Annotated in this window: 17 protein-coding genes; 7 read left to right on the top strand and 10 right to left on the bottom strand. The window is 68.7% G+C overall.

What is annotated here, in order from left to right; all coding sequences use genetic code 11:
• The first annotated feature begins 288 nt into the window (after window positions 1-288).
• Window positions 289-606 carry a hypothetical protein gene (locus tag E1P53_RS07775; protein ID WP_131733934.1) on the top strand — a complete coding sequence of 106 codons (318 nt, stop codon included), beginning with the start codon at window positions 289-291 and terminating at the stop codon, window positions 604-606.
• A gap of 194 nt (window positions 607-800) precedes the next feature.
• Here E1P53_RS07775 and E1P53_RS07770 read toward each other — a convergent pair whose 3' ends face one another.
• The 4 genes from E1P53_RS07770 to E1P53_RS07755 all read right to left on the bottom strand — a co-directional run bounded on the left by E1P53_RS07770 (window position 801) and on the right by E1P53_RS07755 (window position 3,992).
• Window positions 801-1,442 carry a DUF4190 domain-containing protein gene (locus E1P53_RS07770; RefSeq protein WP_131733933.1) on the bottom strand — a complete coding sequence of 214 codons (642 nt, stop codon included), beginning with the start codon at window positions 1,440-1,442 and terminating at the stop codon, window positions 801-803.
• Between the two features lie 106 nt (window positions 1,443-1,548).
• Complete coding sequence (locus E1P53_RS07765; protein WP_131733932.1) at window positions 1,549-2,067, bottom strand: MTB12 C-terminal domain-containing protein; 519 nt, start codon at window positions 2,065-2,067, stop codon at window positions 1,549-1,551.
• 106 nt (window positions 2,068-2,173) lie between these two features.
• The gene (locus tag E1P53_RS07760; protein ID WP_131733931.1) at window positions 2,174-3,184 is read right to left on the bottom strand and encodes a pirin family protein; all 1,011 of its coding nucleotides are present in this window, start codon (window positions 3,182-3,184) and stop codon (window positions 2,174-2,176) included.
• A gap of 52 nt (window positions 3,185-3,236) precedes the next feature.
• Window positions 3,237-3,992 (bottom strand): acetoacetate decarboxylase family protein, encoded by a 756-nt coding sequence (locus tag E1P53_RS07755; protein ID WP_131733930.1) that lies wholly within the window; start codon window positions 3,990-3,992, stop codon window positions 3,237-3,239.
• A 283-nt stretch (window positions 3,993-4,275) separates the two neighbouring features.
• On the opposite strand from E1P53_RS07755, the gene E1P53_RS07750 reads away from it, so the two are divergent.
• Both E1P53_RS07750 and E1P53_RS07745 read left to right on the top strand, forming a co-directional pair.
• Window positions 4,276-4,971 (top strand): helix-turn-helix transcriptional regulator, encoded by a 696-nt coding sequence (locus tag E1P53_RS07750; protein WP_131733929.1) that lies wholly within the window; start codon window positions 4,276-4,278, stop codon window positions 4,969-4,971.
• A gap of 232 nt (window positions 4,972-5,203) precedes the next feature.
• Window positions 5,204-5,578, top strand: coding sequence for a LuxR C-terminal-related transcriptional regulator (locus E1P53_RS07745; RefSeq protein ID WP_006901940.1), 375 nt, complete (start codon window positions 5,204-5,206; stop codon window positions 5,576-5,578).
• 139 nt (window positions 5,579-5,717) lie between these two features.
• Here E1P53_RS07745 and E1P53_RS07740 read toward each other — a convergent pair whose 3' ends face one another.
• The 6 genes from E1P53_RS07740 to E1P53_RS07715 are packed head-to-tail and all read right to left on the bottom strand — an operon-like array spanning window position 5,718 to window position 23,250.
• A complete protein-coding gene (locus E1P53_RS07740) occupies window positions 5,718-6,551 on the bottom strand; it encodes an anti-sigma factor (protein ID WP_131733928.1) in 834 nt (277 codons plus the stop codon).
• On the bottom strand, window positions 6,544-7,140 hold the full coding sequence (gene sigK, locus E1P53_RS07735; protein ID WP_131733927.1) for an ECF RNA polymerase sigma factor SigK: 597 nt from the start codon (window positions 7,138-7,140) through the stop codon (window positions 6,544-6,546). The genes E1P53_RS07740 and sigK overlap by 8 nt, the downstream gene beginning before the upstream one ends.
• A 47-nt stretch (window positions 7,141-7,187) precedes the next feature.
• Window positions 7,188-7,970, bottom strand: coding sequence for an ABC transporter permease (locus E1P53_RS07730; protein WP_131733926.1), 783 nt, complete (start codon window positions 7,968-7,970; stop codon window positions 7,188-7,190).
• Window positions 7,960-9,210 (bottom strand): ABC transporter ATP-binding protein, encoded by a 1,251-nt coding sequence (locus tag E1P53_RS07725; protein WP_131733925.1) that lies wholly within the window; start codon window positions 9,208-9,210, stop codon window positions 7,960-7,962. The genes E1P53_RS07730 and E1P53_RS07725 overlap by 11 nt, the downstream gene beginning before the upstream one ends.
• Window positions 9,188-9,445, bottom strand: coding sequence for an MbtH family protein (locus E1P53_RS07720; protein ID WP_006901935.1), 258 nt, complete (start codon window positions 9,443-9,445; stop codon window positions 9,188-9,190). Before E1P53_RS07720 ends, E1P53_RS07725 begins: the two co-directional genes overlap by 23 nt.
• On the bottom strand, window positions 9,442-23,250 hold the full coding sequence (locus E1P53_RS07715) for a non-ribosomal peptide synthetase (protein WP_131733924.1): 13,809 nt from the start codon (window positions 23,248-23,250) through the stop codon (window positions 9,442-9,444). The genes E1P53_RS07720 and E1P53_RS07715 overlap by 4 nt, the downstream gene beginning before the upstream one ends.
• Window positions 23,251-23,811: 561 nt before the next feature.
• On the opposite strand from E1P53_RS07715, the gene rplN reads away from it, so the two are divergent.
• Genes rplN through E1P53_RS07695 form a run of 4 tightly spaced genes read left to right on the top strand, consistent with a single transcriptional unit; the run spans window position 23,812 to window position 25,269 of the window.
• On the top strand, window positions 23,812-24,180 hold the full coding sequence (rplN, locus tag E1P53_RS07710) for a 50S ribosomal protein L14 (protein WP_006901933.1): 369 nt from the start codon (window positions 23,812-23,814) through the stop codon (window positions 24,178-24,180).
• Window position 24,181: 1 nt separating this feature from the next.
• On the top strand, window positions 24,182-24,499 hold the full coding sequence (rplX, locus tag E1P53_RS07705; protein ID WP_006901932.1) for a 50S ribosomal protein L24: 318 nt from the start codon (window positions 24,182-24,184) through the stop codon (window positions 24,497-24,499).
• A gap of 1 nt (window position 24,500) precedes the next feature.
• Window positions 24,501-25,082 (top strand): 50S ribosomal protein L5, encoded by a 582-nt coding sequence (gene rplE / locus E1P53_RS07700; protein WP_006901931.1) that lies wholly within the window; start codon window positions 24,501-24,503, stop codon window positions 25,080-25,082.
• Between the two features lies 1 nt (window position 25,083).
• Window positions 25,084-25,269 (top strand): type Z 30S ribosomal protein S14, encoded by a 186-nt coding sequence (locus E1P53_RS07695; RefSeq protein ID WP_006901929.1) that lies wholly within the window; start codon window positions 25,084-25,086, stop codon window positions 25,267-25,269.
• The last annotated feature ends 187 nt before the right edge of the window (window positions 25,270-25,456 follow it).

Raw genomic sequence — 25,456 nt, 5'->3', positions numbered from 1 at the left:
GTCTACCCGGATCGCCGAGTATGTAATCGGCCCGAATATCGGGATGGTCGCAAGCAAATAACAATCGGCCTTTTCGAAAGCTTGCCTCGCCGGCAACATTAGCCCCAGTAGTAGTGTGGAGCCGCACTCCTGAAGCAACTGGGCTTGTGGGATGTACCACAGGTGCTCGAGCAGCAGTCCTCTTTTTAGCCGAGGTGGGGCACACTATGTTATGGCGCGACGGATCCACGTCAGGGGAGGCGGGGACGTCGCGACGACGCCACTACGGCGGGGGGAAGGTAGATAGTCATGTACGACGATCTCTTGCACGACATCTTGGATCGTGGCGTGATCACTCCGAGGCTGACTGCGGTTCGCCTGGGCGAGAAGGCACTCAGCTACGGAGAGCTCGCGGGTCGGATCGACGAGTACGACAACGTGTGCTCGCTGCACGGTCTGTCACACAATTCGGCGTTCTACGCGGCGTTGATGAACTGCGTGCCCACTTTGAACGACATCGAATCGATCGAGGAACGGATGCGGGTCATCGGTGAGGTCGAGGCCTGGCTCGGACGACGTCTGGGTGACAGCCACGGTACCCGCAGTCACCTGCGCGCGGTCAGCTAGTAGCCGCCGCCGGGCCACACCGTCGCGAGACCCGCTTGGCCTATGCCGGGCGGGTCTCGTGGCATATCCAGGCGCTGCCGGTTGGCTTCCTGTCTCCTGAGGCCACGCTGTTGCCGGTTTCCGGGTGCCGCCGATGCACGGGTCGGGAGTTGGGAATCAGGACGCACCGATGCGTGGTGGGAGTGCGAACCTGCTCAGAGCAGGCCGGCGAGCAGGAGCACGAACGCCAGGATCGGTCCGCCGACCATCACGCCACCGACACCGCAGATGATCCCGGTGACGGCACGACCGGTGCCTTTCGTGCTTGCCGGCGCGTTGGTCACCTGTCGGATGCCCACCACACCCGCGACGATCGCGATCGTGCCGAGAATGGCGCCCAGGCCGAGGGCGAGTGTCAGCGGTAGCGACAGCAGGCCGCAGGTGAGGGCTAGCGATGCAGCTGGTGCGACCGTCCGCCGCGACGGCGGCGCGACGTAGGGCATCGGTTTCCAGGCACGTCGTGCCGGAAGAGACGTGAAGACGGCAGCGGCACCGGTGCGCGGCCACGGTTGAGCGGACCGCAACTCTTCGGGCCGCAATTGTTCGGGCCGGGACGTAGCCTCGACATCCCAGAAGTCGCCGACCGGCGGGAGCGGGGCGTGCTGCTCCGCGAGGGGGCGACGTAGCGGCCGCGGCGCCACGGTCTGTGGTCGGGTGCCAGGACGTGCAGCCGGCGTCGTGCCGCCGACCACGGGCTCCGCAGCAAGTACCTCGTCGAGATCGTTGACCGCCGGCCATCGCCGGTACCGCTCGGTCTCGGCCGGTGGGAACGGTTGGGTCGAATTGTCGACGCCCACTGCACCTCCTCGTCCGCCGGCCACCTGCGCAGGCCGTACCTGCGCGAGTGTACCGACGGCCGGCGGGTGCAGTGGGCGTCGAGAAGTCAGACGGCCGCGGTTGGCGTCAGTTGCCGCGGGCCATGCTCGAGAGCTGGGTGACGGCGTCGGCGCTGAGCTTCCAGCCGTCGGCGTCGACGTAGGTGAGCTGGACGTCGACCGGCGCGGGAGCGTGCGGGCTCTTCACCGCGACGGTCGCGACGGCCTTGTCGCCGTCCTTCTTCACCTCTTTGACGGTGTAGATGTCCGGGGTGTAGCCGAAGCCGTTGGAGGCCTTGGCGTACTCGATGATCGCCGTCTTGGTCGCCGGGTTCGAGGTGTCGACGACGGAATCGATCTCGTCGGCCGGCGTGTTCGCGTCGACGGCCTTGCGCAGGATCTCCTGGGCCTTCTCGGTGCTCAGGCCGGTGACCTCGTCGACGGCGTCCTCGACAGCCGTGGAGACCGCGGTTGCGGCCGACTCGACTGCGGTGGACACCTTGCTGGCGGCCGAGTCGACGGTGTCGGAGCTGTCCGAGCAGCCGGTGACGACGAACAGTGCAGCGCCGGCCAGGGTGACGGCGGCGATGGACTTCCGGATCTTCATTGATTCCCCTTCACACGACACCTTCGCGAGCAACTTCGCGGAGTACTAAGCCAACACTAACCTAACCGTGTCGGCGGATTTGTCGGGACCTCGATCCGTATTCGTCTCAGGCGCGTCCCGGAGAGTTCTGTCTCGGATGCAGCCGGGAATGAGGCAATGCGGGCGCGGGCAGGTGCTGGATGGGGCCCTGATACCCGACGACCTGGCCGAATCGGTCGCTGTGGGCCATCCATTCCTCGCGGAACCGGACGATCTCCTCGTGTGAGCGGCCGATGAAGTTCCACCACATCACGATGTCCTCGTCGAGCGGGGTCCCACCGAGCAGCAGGATGCGAGCGGGTTCGGCGCCGACGCCGCGCAGCGAGAGGCGTGACGCTCCGAGGCCGACGTAACCGAGTTCGGTGCGCCGGAGCGGAGGGGCGTCGGAGTCGCAGACCTCGATCGTGCCGGAGTCGACGAGAATGCCGTGCTCGAACGCGGGATCGACGTCGAGCTCGACACGGGCGCCCGGCTCGAAGTCGATCTGGGCGCCGAGCAGCGGCAGGAATGTGCGCACGGGGGATTGCGTGCCCGCCAGCTCACCGAGGAACACCTTGAGCAGGACCCCGTCGAGGACGACGTCGTCGGGCTTGTGGTGCGCGAAGTCGCGCGGTGCGTCCGCCGCCTCGGCGGGCAGCGCGATCCACAGTTGCACTCCGTGCAGGACGGTCGTCTCGGGCGTGGACACCTCGGTGTGGGCGATGCCGTGGCCGGCGGTCATCAGGTTGAGCTCGCCCGGGCGGACCATCGCGTGATTGCCCATCGTGTCGCGGTGCTCGATCTCTCCGGTGAATAACCAACTGGCTGTCTGCAGCCCGGTGTGCGGGTGGGGTGGAACGTCCATGCCTCCGGTCTGCGACACGTCGTCGGGACCGTAGTGGTCGGCGAAGCACCACGACCCGATGAGCGATCTCGACCGCTGGGGGAGTGTTCGGTGGACGGTCATCGCGCGCGGGCCGCCCAGCGGGACGTCGCGGGCGGTGAGCACCTCCACGTGCAGTGGGCCGCTGCCGGAGGTTGCGGCGTCGGCGTCACCACGACAGTCGAGTTCGGCCGGGTCCGTCTCGAGGTTGCTCATGGGGTCATTGTGCTCCGCGCGTGGGCGCGGCGTGCCGACTCCGGGGACGGGCTCAGATGACGATCGGGTCCTCGAAGCGCATCGTGATCTTGTCCACCGAACTGGACATGAGGGCATGGCGTCCCAGGCGCAACGAGCGCAGTTCGTCGGCGATGGGATGGTCCCCGAGGGTGAGGGTCGCTCCGCCTATGCGCGTGCGCGTGCCGCTCACCGAGGTGAGTCGCCACGGAGTCATGCGGGTGACGCCGTCGAGCTGCGAGTACGCGTTCAGCACCGTGTCGGCGGTGGTGTCGGGGACCTTGAGTCCGGCCTTCAGGCGCAGGTCGGCGATGAGGCGGCCGTCGGCCTCGACCCGGCCGTGACGGCCCGCTGATGTGTGGTCGACATCGAAGTCGGCGAGGGTCTTCGGGAACCCCCATATCCCGCGGCCGGCGGCGAGCGTGAACTCGCCGTCGACGGGCAGTCGGTGCACGAGCGCTCGGGCGTCGCCTTTGACGAGTGAGGCCAGCGCCGACAGCGGCGAGGTAGGCGGCTGCGACGGGTCTTCGACCAGGAAGCACACCCCGAACTCGTTGTAGGGGCCGAGGTCGCCGTCGATGTAGTCGACGAAGACGATCATGCACATCGATCGCCCGGGACGTATCCGTAGGGGGCGTAGTGTTCCGGGACGGGCCGACTCGCTATCGATGGCGCGCTGGACCGCGGCGGTGTCGGCCGTGAACCCGGCGACGAAGCATCGTGCGTGCCGAATCTCCACCGGCATGGTCACCGTCGTGCCCAGGACGTCGTGCGTCGAAGGTGCGCTCATCGTTTCACCTCGTGGCTCGCTGCGGCGGTAGGGTCGCCGCCATGAATTAGAACGTGTTCCAGTTTGGCACGTGGGCTGCGGCTCGAGGGCGAAAACTCATCATGTCCCCCATGTCGAGGACCGATGCTGCGACAAAACGAGACCAGTTGTCGCAGGTGAGGCATCTGACTGAGAACGTTGTCGGAATCGTCCGATAGGTTCGCCGAGTACAGAGGAGTACGAAGCTGTCTAATTGCTCAGAGGCCGGCATCGGCCGCCCGGGCAAGGAAGGGGGACGTCGTCGATGACCGACGCGGGGTCCGGGAGCGAACGCGTCATACGCGTCGGCATGGTGGACGACCACCGCTCGCCGATCTGGGGTATCGAGCGCGTTCTCGACACCGTCGACGACATCTCTCTGGTCTGTTCCGCTTCCACGGTCGCGGGCGTCCTCGCCGGCATGCCGCTCGACGTGGTGCTGCTCGACCTTCGTCTCGACGACGGGACCACGCCTCGCGAGAACGTCAACGCCCTCGCCGACGCCGGGGTGGCCACCGTCGTCTACACCTCCGGTGAACACCCCGCCTTGCTCCGGTCGGCGGCGAGGGCCGGCGCGCTCGGCGTCGTGCTCAAGTCGGCGGACGAATCGGTCGTCATCGACGCGATCCGGGCTGCGGCCGAGGGGCGGGCGGTCTTGACGACCGAGTGGGCGGCCGCCATCGACGGCGACCCCGAACTCGCCGCCGTCGACCTGTCTCCCCAGCTCCAGAAGGTCCTGGCCCTGTACGCGTCGGGCGAGACCTCGGCGCGGGTCGGCGCCGCGCTGGGGGTGTCGGCCGAGACGGTCAACGAGTATCTGAAGCGGATTCGGCAGAAGTACGCCGACGCCGGGCGGCCCACCCGGACAAAGGTGGACCTGTTCAAGCGGGCGGTCGAGGACGGGTGGCTTCCGGTCCCCCAGCGGCACCGGGTCCGCAAGCCAGGGGATCGGCCGGACTGATCTGGGTGGTCTCGGTCGGGCAACGGTCGACGGGAGGGTGCGGAATCAGTGACGGGGGGACGCGAGCGTGAGTGAATCAGTCGACGAGCGATCCGAGCACGACGGAAGTCCCCCTTTCTGGGTCTACCGTCCAACGGACCTGAGTTCTAGTTTGGGATCAACGGGAATGATGCGTGGAGCGTGCGTGGTCGGGAGCGCAGGCGAAACGCTGGACAAACAAGGGGATGGACCAGTGACGGCCACTTCAGAGATCTTTCGTTCCGTACCGTCCCGAGGGGCTGTAGACCAGCGTCGCGTCGGGACTCCGGACGCGACGGCCACCGGCGTCGCGCGACTCTCCGACTACCGGACCGTCGGAGAACCCGGGTCGGCGAACCTGCCTCGTCCGAGTCTCTCCGACCGCGAGGTCGAGGTCCTCCTGGCGTGGTTGGCCGCGGAGTCCAAGGAAGAGGCCGCTGCCCGCCTGTTCATCTCCGCGTCGACCGTGAGCACCCACTTGGCCCGGATTCGCGCCAAGTACACGGCGGTGGGTCGTCCCGCGCCGACCAAGACGCATCTGTTCGCTCGCGCGTTGCAGGACGGCTACACCAGCCTCGATCGCTGGTGAGTGACGGCCCGGGGGTTGATCCCCGGGCCGATTTCTTGGGACTGCGAACGAGCTCAGCGGGTCGCGCGCCGGCTTTCGGCCGGGTCGCGTAGAGACGGTCCTGTCGGTATCCCCACGAGTGGGTTCCCCGGACGCAGGTTCACGTGAGCGGAATCTGCGCCAGGATCGGGGTCGTCGGCTGCTTGCTGCCTCCGGTCGGTTCGATGGTCACCGCCAGGGCCTGCGCGCCACCCAGCTCGCCGACGACGACGGGGTCGGTGTCGCCTCCCGGGATCAGTCCTGCCGGAACCGGGTCGTCCGCTCCGCCGACCAGCCACAGCTGGTAGGTGCTGTCGGGCGAGATCGGGCCGCTGGTGTTCCGGATCAGGGTCACCACGCGACCCGCGCTCGCCGAGTTGACGACCGTGATCGTGCCGCGGTCGTCGGCCAGGGGCTGGGCGGTCACGGTCGCGTCACCCGCAGCCAGGACGTCCAGGACCTGCTGCCGGCTCTCGTCGATCGCTGTCGCCGCCGGGGACGGTTCCGGTGCCGTGGTGCGACCGATCAGCACGCCGGCGCCGAGCGCGACGACGACGGTCACCGCGGCGGCGGCCAGCACGGCCATCTTCCGGCGCGGTCCCTGTGCGGTCTCCTCACGTCGTCGGCGCGCGGACCCTAGATCGGCGGCCGGCGTCTGAGTCGTCGGGTCGAACGGATCGTCGAAGACGTCGGCAAGGACCCGGCGTCGGAGGTCGGCGGGTGCCTCAAGGGCGTAGGCGCTCGCGAATCTCGCCATGGCGCTCTGGGTTTCGACGATCTGTGCGTCGTACGACGACCGCCGGGCAGCCGAGAGCGCGGCGAGTTCCCGTTCCGCGCGGAGGGTCTCCTCGGGGGTCAGTGCGGAAACGGCATACAGCTCGATGTGGTCGTCGAGCCAGGCGGACATTCGGTCGTCGGGCTCCGCGTCGGTGGTTGTCATGGTCAGGTCAGGCATCCTCCTGCGTCCTCAAGCACTGTTTCAGGCGGCGAAGGCCGTCCCTGATGCGGGACTTCACGGTGGGCAAGGGGGTCGCGGTCTGCTGCGCCACCTCCGGGTAGGTCAGACCGCCGAAGTAGGACATCTCGATGGAGTTCCGCTGCAGTTCGGTCAGCTCGCCGAGGCATGTGCGCAGCGTACGCGCCTCGTCGGCGTGGACGGCCACCTCGAGCGGGATGTTGCGCGGGGTCTCCACCGAGGCCGCGCCGTAGTCGGACATGCGGTCCTGCTGACGTTGCTCCGAGCGCACGCGGTCGACGGCGCGGCGGTGCGCGATGGTCATCATCCAGGTGATGACCGAGCCACGGGCCGGGTGGTACTCGCCGGCCTTCTGCCAGTACTGCAGAAAGGCCTCCTGCACGATCTCCTCCGCGTGTTCGCGGTCACGGACCACGCGAAACGCCAGTCCGTAGATGCGGGAGCTGGTCAGGTCGTACAACCGCGTGAACGCGGCGCGGTCCCCGGTGGACGCCGATTCGACAAGATCGCGCAACACGCGAGATTCGTGTCCGCGTCCGGGGCCCCCGTCGCCGTCGTCCGATGTCACCTCATCACGGTAGCCGGAATCGTCGGGACTTCTCCGGCGATCGGCGATCACCGGTTCGCTGAACGTCGGTAAAGGACAAGGGACGCAGGGACGCACACGGCCAGGATGACCAACGACGAGCCCACCGCATACGCCACGGCGTGGTCGGCGACCCATCCGGTCGCGGTCGGGAACGTCGGTGGTGCCTCGTTGCCGAACAATTGCCGGCAGGCGGTGGCGACAGCGGTCACCGGGTTCCATTCCGCGATGGTTCGCAGCGGTCCGGGAAGGCTCTGCGCCGAGATGAACGCGCTCGACAGGAACGTCACCGGGAACATCCAGAGGAAGCCGATGCTCTGTGCCGCTTCGACATTCGGCGCCGCCAGGCCGGTCACGGCACCGACCCAGGCCATCGCGACGGCGAAGAGCCCGATGATGGCGAAGGCGATGGCGGCGTCGGCGGCGCTGCCGTGGACCCGCCAGCCGATGGCCAGTCCGCAGGCGACCATGACCGCCAGTCCGACGGCGCCCAGGAGCATGTCCGAGGTGACCCGGCCGCCGATGACGCCCAGTCGGGACATCGGTAGCGAGCGGAGGCGGTCGATGATCCCGTCCGACGTGTCGTTCGCCAGGCCGACGGTGGTGAAGGCGGCGTTGAACACGACGGTCTGGGTGAAGATGCCGGCCATCAGGAACTCGCGGTACGAACCGCCGCCGAAAGTCGCCCCGAAGACGTAGGCGAAGAGGAAGACGAACATCAGCGGCTGGATCGTCGCGCTGATGAGGAGCGTCGGTATGCGTTTGACGGTCAGCAGGTTTCGCTCGACCAGAACTGCGGTGTCAGTGAACATGTGCGTGCTCCGATCGATCGGCTCGGTCGTCCGGTGAGTCCGCGGCGCGCTCGTCTGCTCCGAGCACGTCGGAGCCGCCGGTGGCTGCGAACCTGTCGACGGGCTCGCCCTTCGCTTCTGGTTCGCCGGCCGCGGTGTCCGAACCGGCCGGCCGGTGGATGATCTCGTCGACGCCGCCGAGCGTGTCCGGCCCGGTCGTGCCGGAGCGCTCGGTGAGCGTCAGGAAGACGTCGTCGAGGGTGGGTGTCGACACGGAAGCGTCGACGACCTCGATACCGGCTGCAGACAGCGCCCGGACTGCCGCCACAGCACTGCGGGTGCCGGCGTCGACGGGAACAGACCAGCGCGCGGAAGTCGTGTCGGTGACGGTCTCCGTGCCCGATTCGACACGCTCTGCCGGTCCGACGCCGATCTGGGTGAGCGACGACGAGACCTGCGTGTCGGCGTCGTCGTCTTGGGGGACAACGACTGCGACGGTCAGTATCGACCCGCCGGTGGCGGACTTGAGCTCCGCCGCGCTGCCCTGGGCCCGGATCGTGCCGTGGTCGATGACGGTGATCTCGTCGGCGAGGGCGTCGGCCTCCTCGAGGTACTGCGTCGTGAGCAGAACCGTCGCGCCGGAGCCGACCTGTTCGGCGATGACCTCCCACATCTGGCGTCGTCCGCGCGGGTCGAGTCCGGTCGTCGGCTCGTCGAGGATCACCAGCGAGGGGCGGTTGATGAGGGCGCCTGCGAGGTCGAGGCGACGCCGCATCCCGCCCGAATAGGTCCGCATCGGTCGGTCGGCGGCGTCCTCGAGGTTCAGTTCCGCGATCAGTTCGCGGGCTCGTTCCGACGCCTCCGATCGCGGTTGCCCGTACAGCTGACCGACCATGCGCAGGTTCTCGAAACCGGTCAGGTTCCCGTCGACGGCGGCGTACTGACCGGACACCCCGACGATCTTGCGCACTGCACCGGGATCGGCGATGGCATCGACGCCGTCGACGATGACCGAGCCCTCGTCAGGGGTCATCAGGGTCGCCACCGCGCGGACCGTGGTCGTCTTGCCAGCTCCGTTGGGTCCGAGGAGAGCGTGCACGGTTCCGGTGGGGACCGAGAGGTCCAGTCCGTTGAGGGCGTGGACCCGCGGGCCTCGGCCGAACAAGCCGGTGCGGAAGGTCTTCTGCAGCCCGCGGAGCTCCAGCGCGTACGGTGACGCTCCACGGTCCGGTGCGTCGTCAGTGATACTGTGCCTCCCCACGGGTGACCTCGCTTCCCTCGTCCTGTGCGCTCGCCATGGTCCGGATCAGGCTGGCGGGTCGCATGTCTCGCCAGTTCTGTTCGACGTACTCGAGGCATTCGTCGTGGCCGGAGGGGCCGAAGACGGTCTGCCAGCCGTCGGGGACGGGTGCGAATTCCGGCCACAGCGAGTGTTGGTTCTCGTGGTTGACGAGCACCCGGAAGACTCCGTCGGTGTCGTCGAAGGGGTTGATCATCGCTTCTCCTGTCGTGAGGCGTCCGCCGGTGCTCCCGGTGGTACGCCGATGGCATGTACCCAGTCGGACACGTGCTCGGGCAACATCATTCGTGCGTGTGTGCTGTGCGCCTCGATCTCGACGACCCGTCCGGTCACCTTCGAGTGCCAGGCATCGACGGCGGGTGCGCCGGGCTGGGGGTCGACGGTGGCGGTGACGAAGGTCAGGTCGCCGTCGTAGAGGCGCGGCCGCCACCTCTCGGCAAGCGGGGAGGCGTGGCGGAACACCTCGTGGACCTTGCCCAGGGCCTCCCGGGTCAGGCCACCGAGCGCTCCGCCGATCGAGGAGATGATGCGGTGGGCGTCGGCGACGGTGAGTTCTTCTGTCCCGGACAGCTCTTCGCTGTCGAGTTCGAGGCCGAATTCGCGCATCAGGTCGGTGATCGACGCCTCGGCGTCGAGGTCCGGTCGCTCGGAGACGACGTAACTGTCGAGCACGACGAGCCGGGCGACGTCGTCGCCGGCCTCCCGCAACTGAACCGCCATCTCGTGCGCGATGAGTCCGCCGAGCGACCACCCCACGAGGTGATACGGGCCCTCCGGGGCGACGGCCCGGATCTGCGCCACGTACTCGGCGGCGAGGTCGCCGATCGTGCGAGGGCAGGGCTTGCCGGACAACGCCGGATGCTGCAGTCCGTACAGCGCCCGGCCTGCGGGCAGGTGGGGCAGGAGCGAGGTGAAGCTCCACGACAGTCCGATCGCCGGATGGACGACGAACAGAGGAGGCTCGCCGGGATTCTCCGCGGTGTCGCCGCGTTGCCGACGCAGGGGCAGGAGCACGTCCAGTCCCGCTGTGCCGGCCTGTTCCGACGGGTCGGTCGGCGCCGCCCCGTCGATGCCCAGTGCGGCGGCGAGTTCCGCCGGGCTCGGCGCGCCGAAGAGCGACTGCGCCGACACCTGGAGGCCGGTCCGTTCGGCCAGCCGCGAGGTGACGGCGGTGGCCAGCAGGGAATTGCCCCCGAGGTCGAAGAAGCCGTCGTCGGCCCCGATCGTGGCCGGGGTGACCTCCAGGACCTCGGCGAAGACCTGCGCGATCATCGTCTCCACACCCGGGGCCGGTGCGCGGCGGGTGGCGTCATCGGTGGGGGTGGGCAACGCCTTGCGGTCGAGCTTGCCGGTGGGGGTCAACGGCATGGCGTCGAGCAGGGTCACCGAGGTCGGCACCATGTGCCGGGGGAGCCGGCGACTCACGCGGCGCCGTAGATCGGCGGGGTCCGGTGCGGTTCCATCGGTGGCGGTGACGTAACTGCGGAGCTTGGCCGCAGCTCCGGTGCCCTCGACGAGGGTCACCGCGAAGTCGACATCCGGCTCGGCCGTCAGGGCGTCGTCGATCTCGCCGAGCTCGACCCGGAAGCCGCGGACCTGCACCTGGGTGTCGCCGCGGCCGACGTAGGCCAGACGGCCGTCCTCGGTCCAGCGCACCAGGTCGCCGGTGCGGTACATGCGACGACCGGCGAAGCGCCGTCCGGCGACCATCGGTGCCGGCACGAAGCGGGTCGAGGTGAGACCCGGCCGGCGATGGTAACCGCGGGTGATCTGCGGGCCCATGAGGTAGAGCTCGCCCACCACCCCGGCCGGTACCGGATGCAGACGCTCGTCGAGGACGATCGCGCCCACGCCGTTGTTCGGCGTGCCGATCGTCAACTGCCGCTCGGGCGAGAGGGCTTCGCTGCCGGTGATGATGATCGTGGCCTCGGTCGGACCGTACACGTTGATCAGGGTGCGTCCGGGGGCCCAGCGCCGGACCAGGTCGGCGCCGTAGTCCTCGCCGCCGACGGCGAGTGCCCGCAGGGACGGCACCGCGTCCGGCGACATGCTGGCGACGGCGGCCGGCGTGATGAACGCATGGGTGACCTGTGCGGAGTCGATGACGTCGCTGAGTGCCCCACCGCCGTAGACCTGCGGTCCGACGATCACCAGCGGCGCCGAACCGGCAAGGGCGAGCAGCATTTCCAGAACCGACGCGTCGAAACTCGGCGACGCGAAGTGCAGCACCCTCGACATCGGACCCGGGGCCATCCGGTGGGCGAGTTCGTCGTGCACCGGACGCAGTCCCGAGTGGGGCACGAGTACACCCTTCGGCCGGCCGGTCGAGCCCGACGTGTAGATGATGTAGGCGAGCTGGTCGGGCCGGATCGTCGAACCGCGCTCGGCATCGGTGATCGGCGACGGCGACGAGTGTTGCAGCCGGGTGGTCGTCGCCGCGTCGTCGAGGACGAGCAGCGGTGTCGGGTCGCCGGCCATCCCGGCCGCGATGGATTCGGCTGCCGCCGAGGTCGTCACCACGAGCCGTGCACCGCTGTCGCCGAGCATGTGGGCGATCCGGTCGGCGGGATAGGCGGGGTCGATCGGGACGTAGGCCGCTCCGGTCTTCACGATGGCCCAGATCGTCACGAGGGACTCGATCGAGCGCTGCACGGCCATCGCGACCACGTGTTCGGCGTCCGGGGAGCCGACGCCCCGACCCAGCAGTACCCGGGCCAGTCGGTTCGAACGGGCGTCGAGCTCCGCGTAGGTGATGGACTCGGGTGCCTCCGGCGAGCCCGCCATCGCGGCGACACCGTCGGGGTTCCGTTGCACGGCTTGTGCGAACAACCTGTCGAGCGTGGTCGGCGGTTGCGCCGGACGCCCGAGTGACGGTGCGCGCTCGGCGACCTCGAGCGGGTCGGTGATCCGGATGTCGCCGACCGGACGACCCGGGTCGCCCAGCATGCCGCGCACGACACGCATCAGGCGCGTGGCCAGGAGCTCGGCATCGTGCCTGCGGTACCGAGCGGTGTCATAACCGATCTGGAGGGCCGCATCGCCGTCACGCAGGCCGGTGAGCGTGAACTGGAGATCGAACTTCGCTTCCGGGGAATCGAATTCGGCGATCGACACGCGGAGGCCCGCATCCATCTCGATGGTCGTCGCCGGCAGGCCGTTGGCCGGGCCTGCGGCGCCTCCGGCCGTGTAGTCGTGGACCGACAGGGCGACCTGGAACAGCGGATGCCGTCCGGGCGTGCGTGGGGGGGTCAGCGCCGCGACGACGTCGTCGAACGGCAGGCCACGATGGTCGAGCGCGTCGACGTCGGCGTCGCGGACGCGACGGACGAGTCCGGCGACCGTGTCGGCCGCCTCCAGGCGGGTCCGCAGCGGAACGACGTTGACGAACATCCCCACGACACCGCTGTAGTCGCGGTCGGCGTCGTGGCCGACGCGGTTGTCGACCGGGCTGCCCACGACGAGATCGTCGCCGAGGCCGAGTCGGTGCAACAGGATCGCCAGGGCCGTGTGCACGACCGAGAACGGCGTGGTCGACTGCTCACGGGCGAAGGCGACCAGGCCTGCTCGCGTGTGTGCGGGAACCGGGAGGCTGACGGAGCCCGCTCCGGACCCGGACGGCTGCAGATCATCCGCCCCGGGTGCGACGGTTGTCTCCGCCGGGGCGTCGGCGAGTGTCACCTCCCAGAACCGGAGGTCGTCGGCGAGGCTCTCGGCGTCGGCACTCTCGAGCGCGTGGTCGCGATAGTCGACGGCGGCCGGCGTCCAGTTCTCGGTACGGCCGCGTCGACGTTCGCCGTAGGCGCGGGTGAGGTCGGCGACGAGGACCGGAAGGGACGCACCGTCGGCCGCGATGTGATGGAGGACGAGCACGAGTATGTGTTCGGTTTCCGTTCCTGCCGTCGCACTGTCCGCGACGAGTGTCGCGGTGATCGGCGCCTGGCGCGAGAGATCCATGGGCCGGGTTGCCGACCGGGTGATCTCGGCCGCGACATCGGTCGTCCACTGCACGGTGAGGTCCGCGATCATGGCCTCCGGGTCGTCGAGCACTCGCCCCATGGGGCCGTGTTCGCCGGGTTCGAAGACGGTGCGCAGGCTGGTGTGCCGGGCCACGATGTCGACGAGTGCGCCGCGCAGCGCGGGCACGTCGAGTTCTCCGTGCAGGTGTAGCACGAAGGGCATCAGGTACTCGGTGGACTCGGGGTTCGCGGTGGCCATCGAGTGGAGCCGACGCTGTGCGGGAGCCAGCGGGAACCGCTCGGGCCGGTCCGAAAGCCGTTCGGGCGCAGTCTGTTCGATTGACCCCGAGATGAGGTCGGCCGCGGCCGGTGCACTCACGTCCCAACCCTCCGGGAGCATGAGCAGCGGCGCGAGCGCTTCGGGTGTCGGGTGATCGAAGACGTCCCGTACCCAGAGCCGTTCACCGATGTGGACGCGGTTGATCCGGCTGACCAGCGTGGTCGCCTGCAGCGATGTGCCGCCGAGGAGGAAGAAGTCGTCGGTGGCCCCCACCTCGTCAGGGCGGAGATCGAGAACGTCGGCGAGGATGTGCGTCAGCGTGGTCTCGGCGGGAGTGCGCGGAGCGCGGCCCGACGTCGGCACCGCTGTCGTGGTGGGCTCGGGGAGCGCGCGATGATCGAGCTTGCCGTTGCCGGTCAGCGGGATCGAGTCGAGGACGACCACCGCGGACGGGACCATGTGGCGCGGGAGGCGTTGCCGAACGGTGTCCAGGATGGCTGCGGTGTCCGGGGCGTCGGCCGGATCGGTGGAGGTGACGTACCCGACCAGCACAGCGTCGCTGCCCTGTCCGCGGACGACGGTCGTTGCGAAGTCGACGCCCTCGACGGCGCTCAGCGCGGCGGTGACCTCATCGAGTTCGATGCGGAAGCCGCGCACCTTGACCTGGTTGTCGCTGCGGCCGTGGTAGATCAGCGATTTGTCGGCGTCGCGCCGGACGATGTCGCCGGTGCGGTACATGACGTCACCGGAACCGCCGGGGCGGGCGATGAACCGGGTGGCGGTCTGTCCCCGCCGATTCAGATAGCCGCGGGCGACGCCCGGTCCGCTGATGTACAGCTCGCCGGGAACGTGATCGGGCACCGGGCGCAGGCGATGGTCGAGGACCAGTGCGGTGCAGTCGGTGACCGGAGAGCCGATGGTGATCGGCGCCTCCGGACGGAGCGGCTGCGACATGACGGCGACGATGGTGGTCTCGGTCGGGCCGTAGGAGTTGACGTAGCTGCGGTCGGTACCCCACCGTGCCACCAACTCCGGCGTCGAGGCCTCGCCCCCGACGCCGAGCGTGCGCAGCAGGGGAAGCGGATGCGGAGCGGCCGTGGCCAGCGCGGCCGGGGTGATGAACGCATGGGTGACTGCCTGCTCGTCGACGAAGTCCACGAGTTCGTCACCGCCGTAGATCGTCGACGGGACGATCACCATCGTCGCGCCGACCTCGAAGGCCAGGAGGAACTCGAGCATCGCGGCGTCGAAGGCCGGCGAGGCGAAATGCAGGGTGCGGTCCCCGGGAGCCACCCGGTAGCGATCGCGCTGCGCTGCACCGAACGCAGCGAGTCCACGATGGGTCACGCTGACGCCCTTGGGCTTTCCGCTGGACCCGGAGGTGTAGACGACGTACGCGAGCGAGTCGGTGTGACGCGCACCCGCGAGCGAGTCGGCATCCGGGGTCGGGCTCTCCCACGGGACACCCAGAATGCCGGGGGAGGCCCACCAGATCTCCTGTGGCACATCCGCGATGTGATCTGCGGATGTGATGCCCAGGCGGGCCCCGGAATCGCTGATCATGTGGGCGACCCGGTCGGCGGGGTAGCGGGTGTCGACGGGAAGGATCGCGGCACCGCTCTTGGCGATCGCCCAGGTCGCGATCACCGACTCGACGCTGCGCTCGAGGGCGACGGCGACGACGTCGTCAATGCCTACCTCGAAGGCATGCAGGTGGTGCGCCCAGGTCGTCGAGATCTCGTCGATCTCGGCGTAGGTCAGACTGCGATCGGAGTCCTCGACGGCCACCCGGTCGGGATGCCGGCGTGCCGTGGCGGTGATGATGTCGGCGAGGTGGCGCGGTGTGATCGTGGGTTCGCCGACCGGTTGGAGTCCTGCGGTCGACGTCAGGGGGAGATCGTCGAGGGGGACGTCGGGGTGTGCGGCCGCCGCGTCGGCGAGCTCGGCGAACATCCGGGCCAGTGCCTCGACACGAGCACGGGTATGGACATCGGTGGCATAGGCGAACCGGGCGCGCCCGTCCCGGATGCGGAGCTCGAGATCGAAACGCGCCGTGCCGGTGTCGATCTCGACGGCATCCATACGAAGGTCGGAGATCCCGGAGCCGGCGTCGAGCGGACCCGATGCCGCGCTGTCGGTGGGGGCGTCGGTCGTCTGGGCGTCGAAGGCGAGCGCGATCTGGAAGATCGGATGCCGGCCGTCACGAGGCGGATTGACCATCGAGACGATCCGCTCGAACGGCATGTCGGATTGCGAGAGCGCCTCGAGGTCGCGGCGGCGAACGGAGTCGAGCAGAGTCGTGAAGCTCTCACGACCGTGCACCGGGGTCCTCAGCACCACCGAGTTCACGAACATCCCGACGACGTTGGCGAGACGGGGGTCGTTGCGCCCGGCGACCGGGGTGCCGATGACGATGTCGGAGGGCGCGCCGCCCACATGGGTGGCGGGATCGGCGTGCAGACGGTGGAGCAGGGCCGCGAACAGTGCATGCACACTCATGAATTCCGTGGCGTGGTCGGGGGAGACGGCCATTAGTCGGCGCCGGACTTCGGCGCCGAACTCCACCTCGACGACTTCGGCACGGCGTGTCCGTCCGGCCGGGGCGTCGGGGATCAGGATGGGGCCGGCGTCGATCCCGTCGAGTTCGCGTCGCCACCAGTCTGTGAGTTCACCGTGGCCGGCGAGGTTCTCGGCCTGCCACCGCAGGTAGTCGAGGTAGTCGATCGCGGTGTCGGTCAGGGGTTTCGCGCCGGTCGTGGCACCGTCACGGAGTTCGGCGTAGGCGCGGGTGATGTCGCGATGGAGCGGGATCATCGACCACCCGTCGGCGGCGATGTGGTGGATGACGATCGACAGCCGGTGGTGCATGGCGTCGCCGTCGATCTGGTGCAGTGCGGTCCGCAGCGGGAGGTCGGTGGTCAGATCGAACGGGCGGGCGGCGAGAGCCCGGGCCAGATCCGGCCAGTGCGCTTCCGTGGTGTCGGTGACCGCGAGGTCGAGAGTGACGGCGTCGGCGGGGCGCACGTCGAGGACAGGCCTGCCGTCGAGATCGGGATAGACGGTGCGCAGCATCACGTGGCGGTCGACGGTGTGGCGGATCGCGCCGGCGAGTGCGTCGACATCGAGACGGCCGCGGAGATCGAGCGCGAACGCGATCGCGTAACCGGCGGTCGCGGAGCCGTCCCCATCGGCGGTCTCGCCGACGGCGAGCTGGTTGAGGAACCAGAGCTGCTGCTGGGCGGGACCGGGCTCGACGGGAGCGTCGGGATCGTGCAGGAGACGGGGGATGCGCGTCTCGTCCGTGTCCGCTCGCTCGAGATCCCGCGCGGGCACGAGTCGTGCGATCGCGGCGACGGTCGAATGATCGAAGACCTCGCGCACCGGAATCCGGTGGCCGGTCAGGTGCTCGAGCGTGCCGACGATCTGGGTCGCCAGCAGAGAGTTCCCGCCGAGGTCGAAGAAGTCGTGGTGCCGGCCGACGGTGCCGGGTTCGAGGTCGAGTCGTTCGGCGATGAGGTCGGCCACCGTCTGCTCGATCGGCGTGATCGGTGCGACGTACGCGACGGTGGTGTCCGCCGGCAGGGACTCCGGCGCGGGCAGCGCTCGCAGGTCGACCTTGCCGATCGGTGTCGTCGGGATCTCGTCGAGTTCGACGATCGTCGACGGGATCATGTGCCGCGGAAGACGGTCCGACAAACGTTCACGGACGTCGGACGCGGTGTCCGCGGTGCCGTCCGCCATCGCCACGTACGAGACGAGATGAGCGCGGGCGCCCTCTCCGTGGGTGGTCGTGACCGCCGCACGCACCGCGGCATCGGCGACGAGCACGGCGTCGATCTCCCCGAGTTCGATGCGGTGACCGCGAACCTTGGCCTGATGGTCGGCGCGGCCCCGGAACTCGAGTTCGTGATCGGTCGTCCAACGCACCAGGTCGCCGGTGCGGTACATCCGCTCGCCCGGATCGCCGAACGGGTTGGCGATGAACCTCTTCGAGGTCAGCGGGCGCACCCCGTGGTACCCGCGGGCGAGATGCTCACCGGCGACGTACAGCTCGCCGACCGCGCCTGGGGCGACCGGCTGCAGGCGTTCGTCGAGCACGAGCGCGGAGACGCCGCGAATGGGCCGTCCGATGGTCAGGGTCCGGTAGTCGGGTTGGATCGGTGACGACACAGTCGCGACGACCGTGGTCTCCGTCGGACCATAGGCGTTGAACAGTCGCGGCCCGTGGGACCACATACGCACGACTTCCGGGTTCGCGTGCTCGCCGCCGATGACCAGGGCCTCGAGTTCGGGGACGTCGTCGGGCGAGATGGTGGTGAGCACGGATGGGGTCAGGAAGGCATGGGTGACATGGCCTTCCCGCATCAGCTCGGCCAGTTCGGCGCCGCCGACGATGCCCGGCGGGATGATGTGCATCGTCGAACCGGCCGCGACGGCCATCAGGATCTCGAGCACCGACGCGTCGAAACTGGGTGAGGCCATGTGCATGGTCTGGCTGTCGGGGGTGATCCCGTACTGCGTGACCTGCTGCGCCGCGAAGTCCGCGAGACCGCGATGACCGACCACCACGCCCTTGGGGGTGCCGGTGGTGCCGGATGTGTAGATCAGGTAGGCGGGCTGATCCACACTGAGCGGGCCCGGGCGTTCGGCGGCCGACACCGGCGCGGCCGACATCCGACGCACCGACCCGATGACCTCGTCGTCGTCGAGGACGAGAGTCTGCAAGACATGCCGGCGGCCGTCCGCGGATTCGTCGGCCAGTGCGGTCCGCGGGTCGGAGGACCGGTCGGTCAGGAGGAGGCGGGAACCGGAGTCGCCGAGCATGTGCGCGATACGCGCCGGCGGGTAGGCCGGATCGACGGGGACCCACGCGGCCCCGGACCGGGCAACGGCCCACATGGCGATCATCCAGTCCACGCCACGCGGAAGTGCCACCGCGACATGGCGTTCGGGTCCGGCGCCCCGTTCGAGCAGCAACCTCGCGAGCCGGTTCGACGCGGCGTCGAGGTCTCGATACGTCAGCGACCGCGTGCCGTCGGTGACGGCGACCCGATGCGGGGAGGACGCGGCGGCCGTGGACAGCAGCGTCGTCAGATGCTCGACGGGCCGGCGTCCCTCTCCGACCGCGGGAACGAGGTCGAGTCGTTCGTGGAGGTCGAGGACCGGGAGGTCGCCGACCGCAGAGCGCGGTTGCGCGGTGGCCGCCTGCAGCAGGCGGTCGAGGCGCGAGGCGAGGGTGGTCACCGTGGATCGGTCGAACAGGGCAGTGGCGTAACCGATCTCGAGAGACAGTCCGGCCGGCTCGCCATCGGCGTCCGGCATCTCGGTGAAAGTGAGCTGGAGGTCGAAGGTGGTGTATCCGGTGTCGACGCGCGAGGCGGTGGCCGAGAGGCCGGCGAAGCCGAGACGGATGGCCGAACGGTCCTCCAGCGCGAGGGACACCTGGAAGAACGGATGGACGTGCGACGACCGGTCCGGGTTGAGTTCGGTGACGAGACGGTCGAAGGGCAGGTCGGCGTTGTCGAAGGCGTTGAGGTCGACGTCGCGCACGTGCGCCAGCAGGTCGATGAAGGCTGAGCCCTTGTCGACTTTCGTGCGCAGAGCCAGCGTGTTGACGAACATCCCGACGAGGCCGTCGAGATCGGCATCCCCGCGCCCGGCGACAGGTGTTCCGATGACGATGTCCGGTGACTGCGACAACGACCGCAACAGGGTGGCGACGGCAGCGTGCAGCACCATGAACACGGTGGAACCGGAGACCGAGGCCAGTTCTCGGATGGCGCGGTGCGTGTCGGGCGAGAGCGTGTGGGTCACCGACGCGCCCGATGCGTCGCGGCGACCGGTGCGCGGACGGTCCAGCGGCAGATCGGTCTCGCCGGGGGCGTCCGCGAGGACGGCCCGCCAGAATTCGAGTTCGGTGCCGGCGTCGGTGCTCTCGGCCAGCCAGGCATGGCGTTCCGCACTGACCTGCGAATAGGAGACGGGCAGCTCGGCCCAGTCGGGTTCGTTGCCTTCGCGCCGAGCGCGATAGGCCGTCGCCAGGTCGCCGGCGAGGGGCGCCAGTGACCAACCGTCCGCGGCGATGTGGTTGACCACCATGGTCAGCCGGTGGTCGTCGTCGGAGGTACGGACGAGACGCGCCCGGATCGGCAGGTCGACGGCGAGATCGAAGGTCTGGGAGGCGAACTCACGGTCCGGGAGATCGCGCACGTCCTGCGCCCGCAGGACCGGCAGGTCGACGGTCACCGACTCCGGCGTGCGCGGTGCCATGAATGCGATGCCGTCCCGCTCGACGACGACACTGCGCAGCGGTTCGTGGCGGACGATGACGTCGCTGAGCGCCTGCCTCAGGGCGTCGGTGTCGAGCGGGCCGACAAGCCGGACGGTGAACGGCATGTTGTAGGTGGCCGCGGCGGCCGGATCCAGCCGGGCGGCGAGCCACAACCGGTGCTGTGCCGGTGACAGGGGCGCCGGGGAGCCGTCGAGGACGCGCGTACCGGCGCGGGGTGAGGTGCTCTCCGGGGAATCGTCGACTCCGACACCCGGTTCGGTGAGCGCGTCGACGATCCCGCCGATGTCCGCGGCGTCGAAGATCGTGCGGATACCGATGCGCCGGCCGGTCGCCTTCGACAGGCGGGAGGCCACCCGGGTCGCCGACAGCGACGTGCCGCCGATGTCGAAGAAGTCGTCGCGCATCGAGATCGGCGAGCTGTCCGTCGAATCGGACCCCAGCTCCAGGACGTCGGCGACGGTGCGCACGACGAATCGGTCGAGCTCGGATTCCGGTGCGACGAACTCGCGGTCGGTGCGGAGTTCCGGGCGGGGGAGCGCACGGCGATCGAGTTTCCCGTTGGCGGTGGTCGGGAGCGCGTCGAGGACCATGATCGCCACGGGGATCATGTGCCCGGGCAGCGCCGGCGCCAATTCGGTCCGCAGGTCGCGGGTGTGCAGGTCGGTGTCACCGCTCACATAGCCGACGACGGCAGGTCCGTCGGCGACCAGGTCGTCGCGGACGACGACGCCCGCGGCGGAGACTCCGGACACCGTTGCCAGGGCCGACTCGATCTCGCCGAGTTCTACGCGCTGACCGCGGATCTTGACCTGGGAATCGGACCGTCCCAGGTACTCCAGGTCGCCGTCGTCGTTCATCCGGACCAGATCGCCGGTGCGATAGAGACGTTCGCCGGTCCCCTCGGGGGCGGCGACGAAACGCGACGCGGTGAGGTCCGGCCGTGCCCGGTAGCCGCGGGCGAGCTGGACGCCGCCGAGATACAGCTCACCGACAGCGCCGGGCGGCTGCGGTCGCAACCGGCGGTCGAGCACGTGGACGCTGGTGTTCCACGCCGGTCGGCCGATGGGCACGACCGGGACGTCCGCACGGCAGGCGTCGTGGTGGGTGACGTCGATGGCCGCCTCGGTGGGGCCGTAGAGATTGTGGACCGGTGCCGAGGTGAGTGCCGCGGTCGCCCCGACCGTGCCCGGCGTCAGTGCCTCGCCGCTGGTGAAGATCTGGCGCAGCGACCCCAGGGTCGTCGTGGCCCGCCGGTGTGCACCGCCGGGGGCATCGGCGTCGGCTGGGGTGTCGGAGTCGGCGGAGAGCGCCGCCGAGAATGCGGTGAGCATCGACGGGACGAAATGCACCGTGGTGATGCGGTGTTCGTCGATCACGTCGCGCAGGTACCACGGGTCGCGGTGTCCGTCGGCGGACGGAACGACGAGCGCGGCGCCGGCGACGAACGGCCAGAAGAACTCCCAGACCGACACGTCGAACGTCGCCGGGGTCTTCTGCAGGACGCGGTCGAACTCGGCGAGGGGGTACCGCTCCTGCATCCATCCGAGTCGGTTGACGATCGCGCGGTGGGTGATCGCCACGCCCTTGGGCTTGCCGGTCGAACCGGAGGTGAACAGCAGGTAGGCGGTGTTGTCCGGGCCGGCGACCGGCGCGGGGTCTCGTCGGGCCGGGTTCGCGCGCAGCTCGGTCAGATTCTCTTCGGTGATGACCAGGTCCGGGGCCGCCACCGACAGGATGTGCTCGAGGCGATCGGCCGGCTCGTCCGGGTCGATCGGGACGAAGGCCGCGCCTGCCCGGACGACGGCGTGCAGGGCCAGCACCTGATCGACGCTGCGTCGGAGCCGGATGGCGACGATGCTCTCCGCTCCGACGCCGCGATCCTGGAGCGTCGCTGCCAACGACCGTGTCTGCCGGGCGAACTCGGCATGGGAGAGCGGTCGGGATTCGGACCGATCCCGCGGGTGGGCCGCGATGAGGGCAGGCGCGTCGGGGTGGGCTGCGGCGGCCTCGTCCACCAGGTCGATCAGCGTGTGCTCGCCGAGCTCGACCTGCGCGCCGAAGGCGTGCTGCGACAGTTCCGCGTACTCGCACTCGCGCAGCACGCTGACCTGAGACACCGGGGCGTCGGGAGCGGCGGTGACCAGGGCTTCGAGAAACTCCACGAGTCGACGGTGATGGGTGGCGATCTCGTCGTCGGCGTAGATGTTCGGATTCGCCTCGAGGTCGACGCTCATCCCGCCGTCGAAGCTGTCGTAGACGTTGACCGAGACGTCTTCGATCGGTCCGGTGGACAGCACGTTGAGCTCACCGCGCACGGGGCCGAAGTCGATGTGCTGGAAGAACAGCATCACGTTGACCAGCGGTCCGAAGAACCCACGACGGGCCCCTGCGGCACCCAGGATGTCGGCGACGATGTCCTCGTGGCGGTACTTCTGGTGGCGCACGGCGCTCTTGATCTCCGCGTTGACCGCCGAGAGCAGTTCGGCCACGGTGGCGTCCTCGTCGAGAGCGACGCGCAGCGGGACGACGTTGGAGAGGAGGCCCGCGGAGGTGCGCAGGATGTCGCGGTCCCGTGCCGCGACCGGAAGGCTGAGGACCGCCTCGTCGCGATCGGTGAAGCGGGCGACGTAGGCGGCGACGGCGGCGGTGATGACCGACGCCGGCCGGACCCGCTGGGCCCGTGCCAGGGAGCGGATGCGGTCGACCAGGTCGTCGTCGAGGGTTGTCGAACTCACCTTCGACAACGGTGCGGCCGAACCGGAACGCCTGGTCAGGGTGGCCGACTCGGGCAGATCGGCCAGGTGCTGCGACCAGTGCTCCCGATCGGCGGCGAACTTCTCCGAGGTCCGGTAGTCGGCATCCATCGCGGCGATCTCGGCCATCGTCGCCGTGTCCACCAGGGGAGCCGGAGAATCGTTGACGATCGCCGTGTAGTGCGACGAGACCCGGAGCATCAGGTACATGGCGGCATAACCGTCGTATCCGATGTGATGCCCGCGGCAGTACCAGATCGAATGACCCGGACCGATCTTGATCAGGTGTGTGTCGAGGAGGGGATCGGAGAACATGTCCGGACTCTTCGCCCGGTGCTCGTCGATCCAGGCCAGTGCGGCAGCGCGCGGGTCCGCGGCGTCGCTGAAATCCTGTGTGCCGACGACCAGTCGGCGCGACCGATCGATGGTCAGGGTCGGTTCCGCGTCGTCCGTCGAGGTCAGCCGCAACATCGAGGCCTCCGTCTCCAACGTGGTCAGCGTTGCCGCACGCTGGAGGATCCCGGGATCGATGTCCACCGGCGCGTCGTCGGAACCCGAAGTGTCGCCGCGGAACTCGATGTAGGCGTCGATCGTCAGCGGAACGTCGGGTTCGAGTTGCTGGGCGTAGAAGATGCCGCGCTGAGCGGCGGTCATCGGGATCGCGGGGTCGGATGTGCTCTCGATATGGCTGCTCTGCCGGATCGTGTCTTCGGTGGTCACGCATTCCTCCCCTGTGAACGGGCGAACCGGCACCCGAGAACGAACTCGCGTGTGCCAGGTCGCGCGTGTCGCGCTGGACGTCGGATTCCCAGGGCGTGGCGATGGACGCGGGCTGGGACGAAGCAGATCTCCCGGCACTCGTCGGGAGCCTCCGCCGGCGGCAGGCTTGCTTGCTGCGCGCCGAAGCGGTGAAGGGTGGGCCGGCCGCTCATGGTCTGATCGGCCGGTACGGGGTGGTCCCGTCTCGAGGGTGCTTCGTGTGGGGATGCGCCCCAGATGGGTGTGGATCGAAAAATTCTCGTCCGGTCCGGGTGTTTGTCACCCGGCGATGGAGGGCGCCGGGGCGTGATTTGGCTCCGACCTGGGAGTTCCCCTACACTTGTGAGGTTGCCTGCGGCGCTGCTGTGTCGCAAATCGGCACGCGAACCCACTGGGGCGGACCGTCCAGGTGTCACAGTCTGGCGGAAAACACCAGGCAGGCGTGTGTTCGGTGGGCAACAGACCGTGTGCGTCGGGTCGGAAATCCGCCGTACATAAGTTCCAGGTCAAGGAGACTAACGAGTGATTCAGCAGGAATCTCGCCTGCGAGTCGCCGACAACACCGGTGCCAAGGAGATCTTGTGCATCCGCGTGCTCGGCGGTTCTTCGCGGCGCTACGCCGGCATTGGCGACGTCATCGTCGCCACTGTCAAGGACGCGATCCCCGGCGGCAACGTCAAGAAGGGTGAGGTCGTCAAGGCAGTCGTCGTGCGCACCACCAAGGAGCGCCGTCGTCCGGACGGAAGCTACATCCGTTTCGACGAGAACGCCGCCGTCATCCTCAAGGGTGAGAGCGACCCCCGCGGTACCCGCATCTTCGGCCCGGTCGGCCGCGAGCTGCGTGAGAAGAAGTTCATGAAGATCGTGTCGCTCGCTCCGGAGGTGATCTGACATGAAGGTGCACAAGGGTGACACCGTGATCGTCATCTCGGGCAAGGACAAGGGCGCCAAGGGCAAGGTCATCCAGGCCTTCCCGAAGACCCAGAAGGTCCTCGTCGAGGGCGTCAACCGAATCAAGAAGCACACCGCCGCGTCGGCCAACGAGCGCGGTGCCTCCTCCGGCGGCATCGTGACCCAGGAAGCGCCGATCCACGTATCGAACGTGATGGTCGTCGATTCCGACGGAAACCCGACCCGCATCGGCTACCGCGTCGACCCGGAGACCGGCAAGAAGGTCCGGATCTCGCGCAAGAGCGGGAAGGACATCTGACATGACTTCTACCGAGACCAAGGTCCAGCCGCGTCTGAAGACTCGCTACCGCGAGGAGATCAAGGACCAGCTGAACAAAGAGTTCAACTACCCGAACGTGATGCTGATCCCCGGCGTCGTGAAGGTCGTCGTGAACATGGGCGTCGGCGACGCCGCCCGTGACGCGAAGCTGATCAACGGCGCTGTCGAGGACCTGGCCAAGATCACCGGCCAGCGCCCCGAGATCCGTCGCGCTCGCAAGTCCATCGCGCAGTTCAAGCTGCGTGAGGGCATGCCGATCGGCGCTCGCGCCACCCTCCGTGGCGATCGTATGTGGGAGTTCCTGGACCGCCTCGTGTCCATCGCCCTCCCGCGTATCCGCGACTTCCGCGGCCTGAGCGACCAGCAGTTCGACGGCAACGGCAACTACACGTTCGGCCTGAACGAGCAGTCGATGTTCCACGAGATCAACATCGACAACATCGACCGCCCGCGTGGTATGGACATCACCGTCGTGACGTCGGCCCGCACGGACGAGGAAGGCCGCGCGCTGCTCCGCGCCCTCGGCTTCCCGTTCAAGGACAACAACGTTAAGGACAACTGACATGGCAAAGAAGGCTCTGGTCAACAAGGCCGCCAAGAAGCCCAAGTTCGCCGTGCGGGCCTACACCCGGTGCAACAAGTGCGGTCGTCCGCACTCGGTGTTCCGCAAGTTCGGCCTGTGCCGCATCTGCCTGCGTGAGATGGCTCACGCAGGCGAGCTGCCCGGCGTGCAGAAGTCCAGCTGGTGACATCGGCTTCACGGATTCTCTAGCTCCGAGGCGCGACCTCGAGCTGTAGATCGGCAAACGGCCCCATCTCCCTCGTGGAGGTGGGGCCGTTTGGTGTCTGTCGGAGTCGGTCGCCTCAGCCTGGATCCACCGATGATGTGAGGGATTGAGGGTGTCGTAGAACGCGAGAGCTCCTGGTGGGCTGGAG

This window comes from Gordonia paraffinivorans (assembly GCF_900683595.1).
In the GTDB taxonomy this organism is placed as follows: Bacteria; Actinomycetota; Actinomycetes; order Mycobacteriales; family Mycobacteriaceae; genus Gordonia; species Gordonia paraffinivorans.
Note: the sequence above shows the minus strand (reverse complement) of the source record. Positions and strands in the feature narration are given on the sequence as shown.

What these genes read in the sequence shown, in the direction of transcription:
- rplE (WP_006901931.1), top strand. Translation starts at nt 24,501, where the DNA reads ATGACTTCTACCGAGACCAAGGTCCAGCCGCGTCTGAAGACTCGCTAC.
- rplX (WP_006901932.1), top strand. Translation starts at nt 24,182, where the DNA reads ATGAAGGTGCACAAGGGTGACACCGTGATCGTCATCTCGGGCAAGGAC.
- E1P53_RS07755 (WP_131733930.1), bottom strand. Translation starts at nt 3,992, where the DNA reads ATGAGCGCACCTTCGACGCACGACGTCCTGGGCACGACGGTGACCATG.
- E1P53_RS07750 (WP_131733929.1), top strand. Translation starts at nt 4,276, where the DNA reads ATGACCGACGCGGGGTCCGGGAGCGAACGCGTCATACGCGTCGGCATG.
- E1P53_RS07730 (WP_131733926.1), bottom strand. Translation starts at nt 7,970, where the DNA reads ATGTTCACTGACACCGCAGTTCTGGTCGAGCGAAACCTGCTGACCGTC.
- E1P53_RS07695 (WP_006901929.1), top strand. Translation starts at nt 25,084, where the DNA reads ATGGCAAAGAAGGCTCTGGTCAACAAGGCCGCCAAGAAGCCCAAGTTC.
- E1P53_RS07775 (WP_131733934.1), top strand. Translation starts at nt 289, where the DNA reads ATGTACGACGATCTCTTGCACGACATCTTGGATCGTGGCGTGATCACT.
- E1P53_RS07765 (WP_131733932.1), bottom strand. Translation starts at nt 2,067, where the DNA reads ATGAAGATCCGGAAGTCCATCGCCGCCGTCACCCTGGCCGGCGCTGCA.
- E1P53_RS07760 (WP_131733931.1), bottom strand. Translation starts at nt 3,184, where the DNA reads ATGAGCAACCTCGAGACGGACCCGGCCGAACTCGACTGTCGTGGTGAC.
- E1P53_RS07720 (WP_006901935.1), bottom strand. Translation starts at nt 9,445, where the DNA reads ATGATCAACCCCTTCGACGACACCGACGGAGTCTTCCGGGTGCTCGTC.
- E1P53_RS07740 (WP_131733928.1), bottom strand. Translation starts at nt 6,551, where the DNA reads ATGCCTGACCTGACCATGACAACCACCGACGCGGAGCCCGACGACCGA.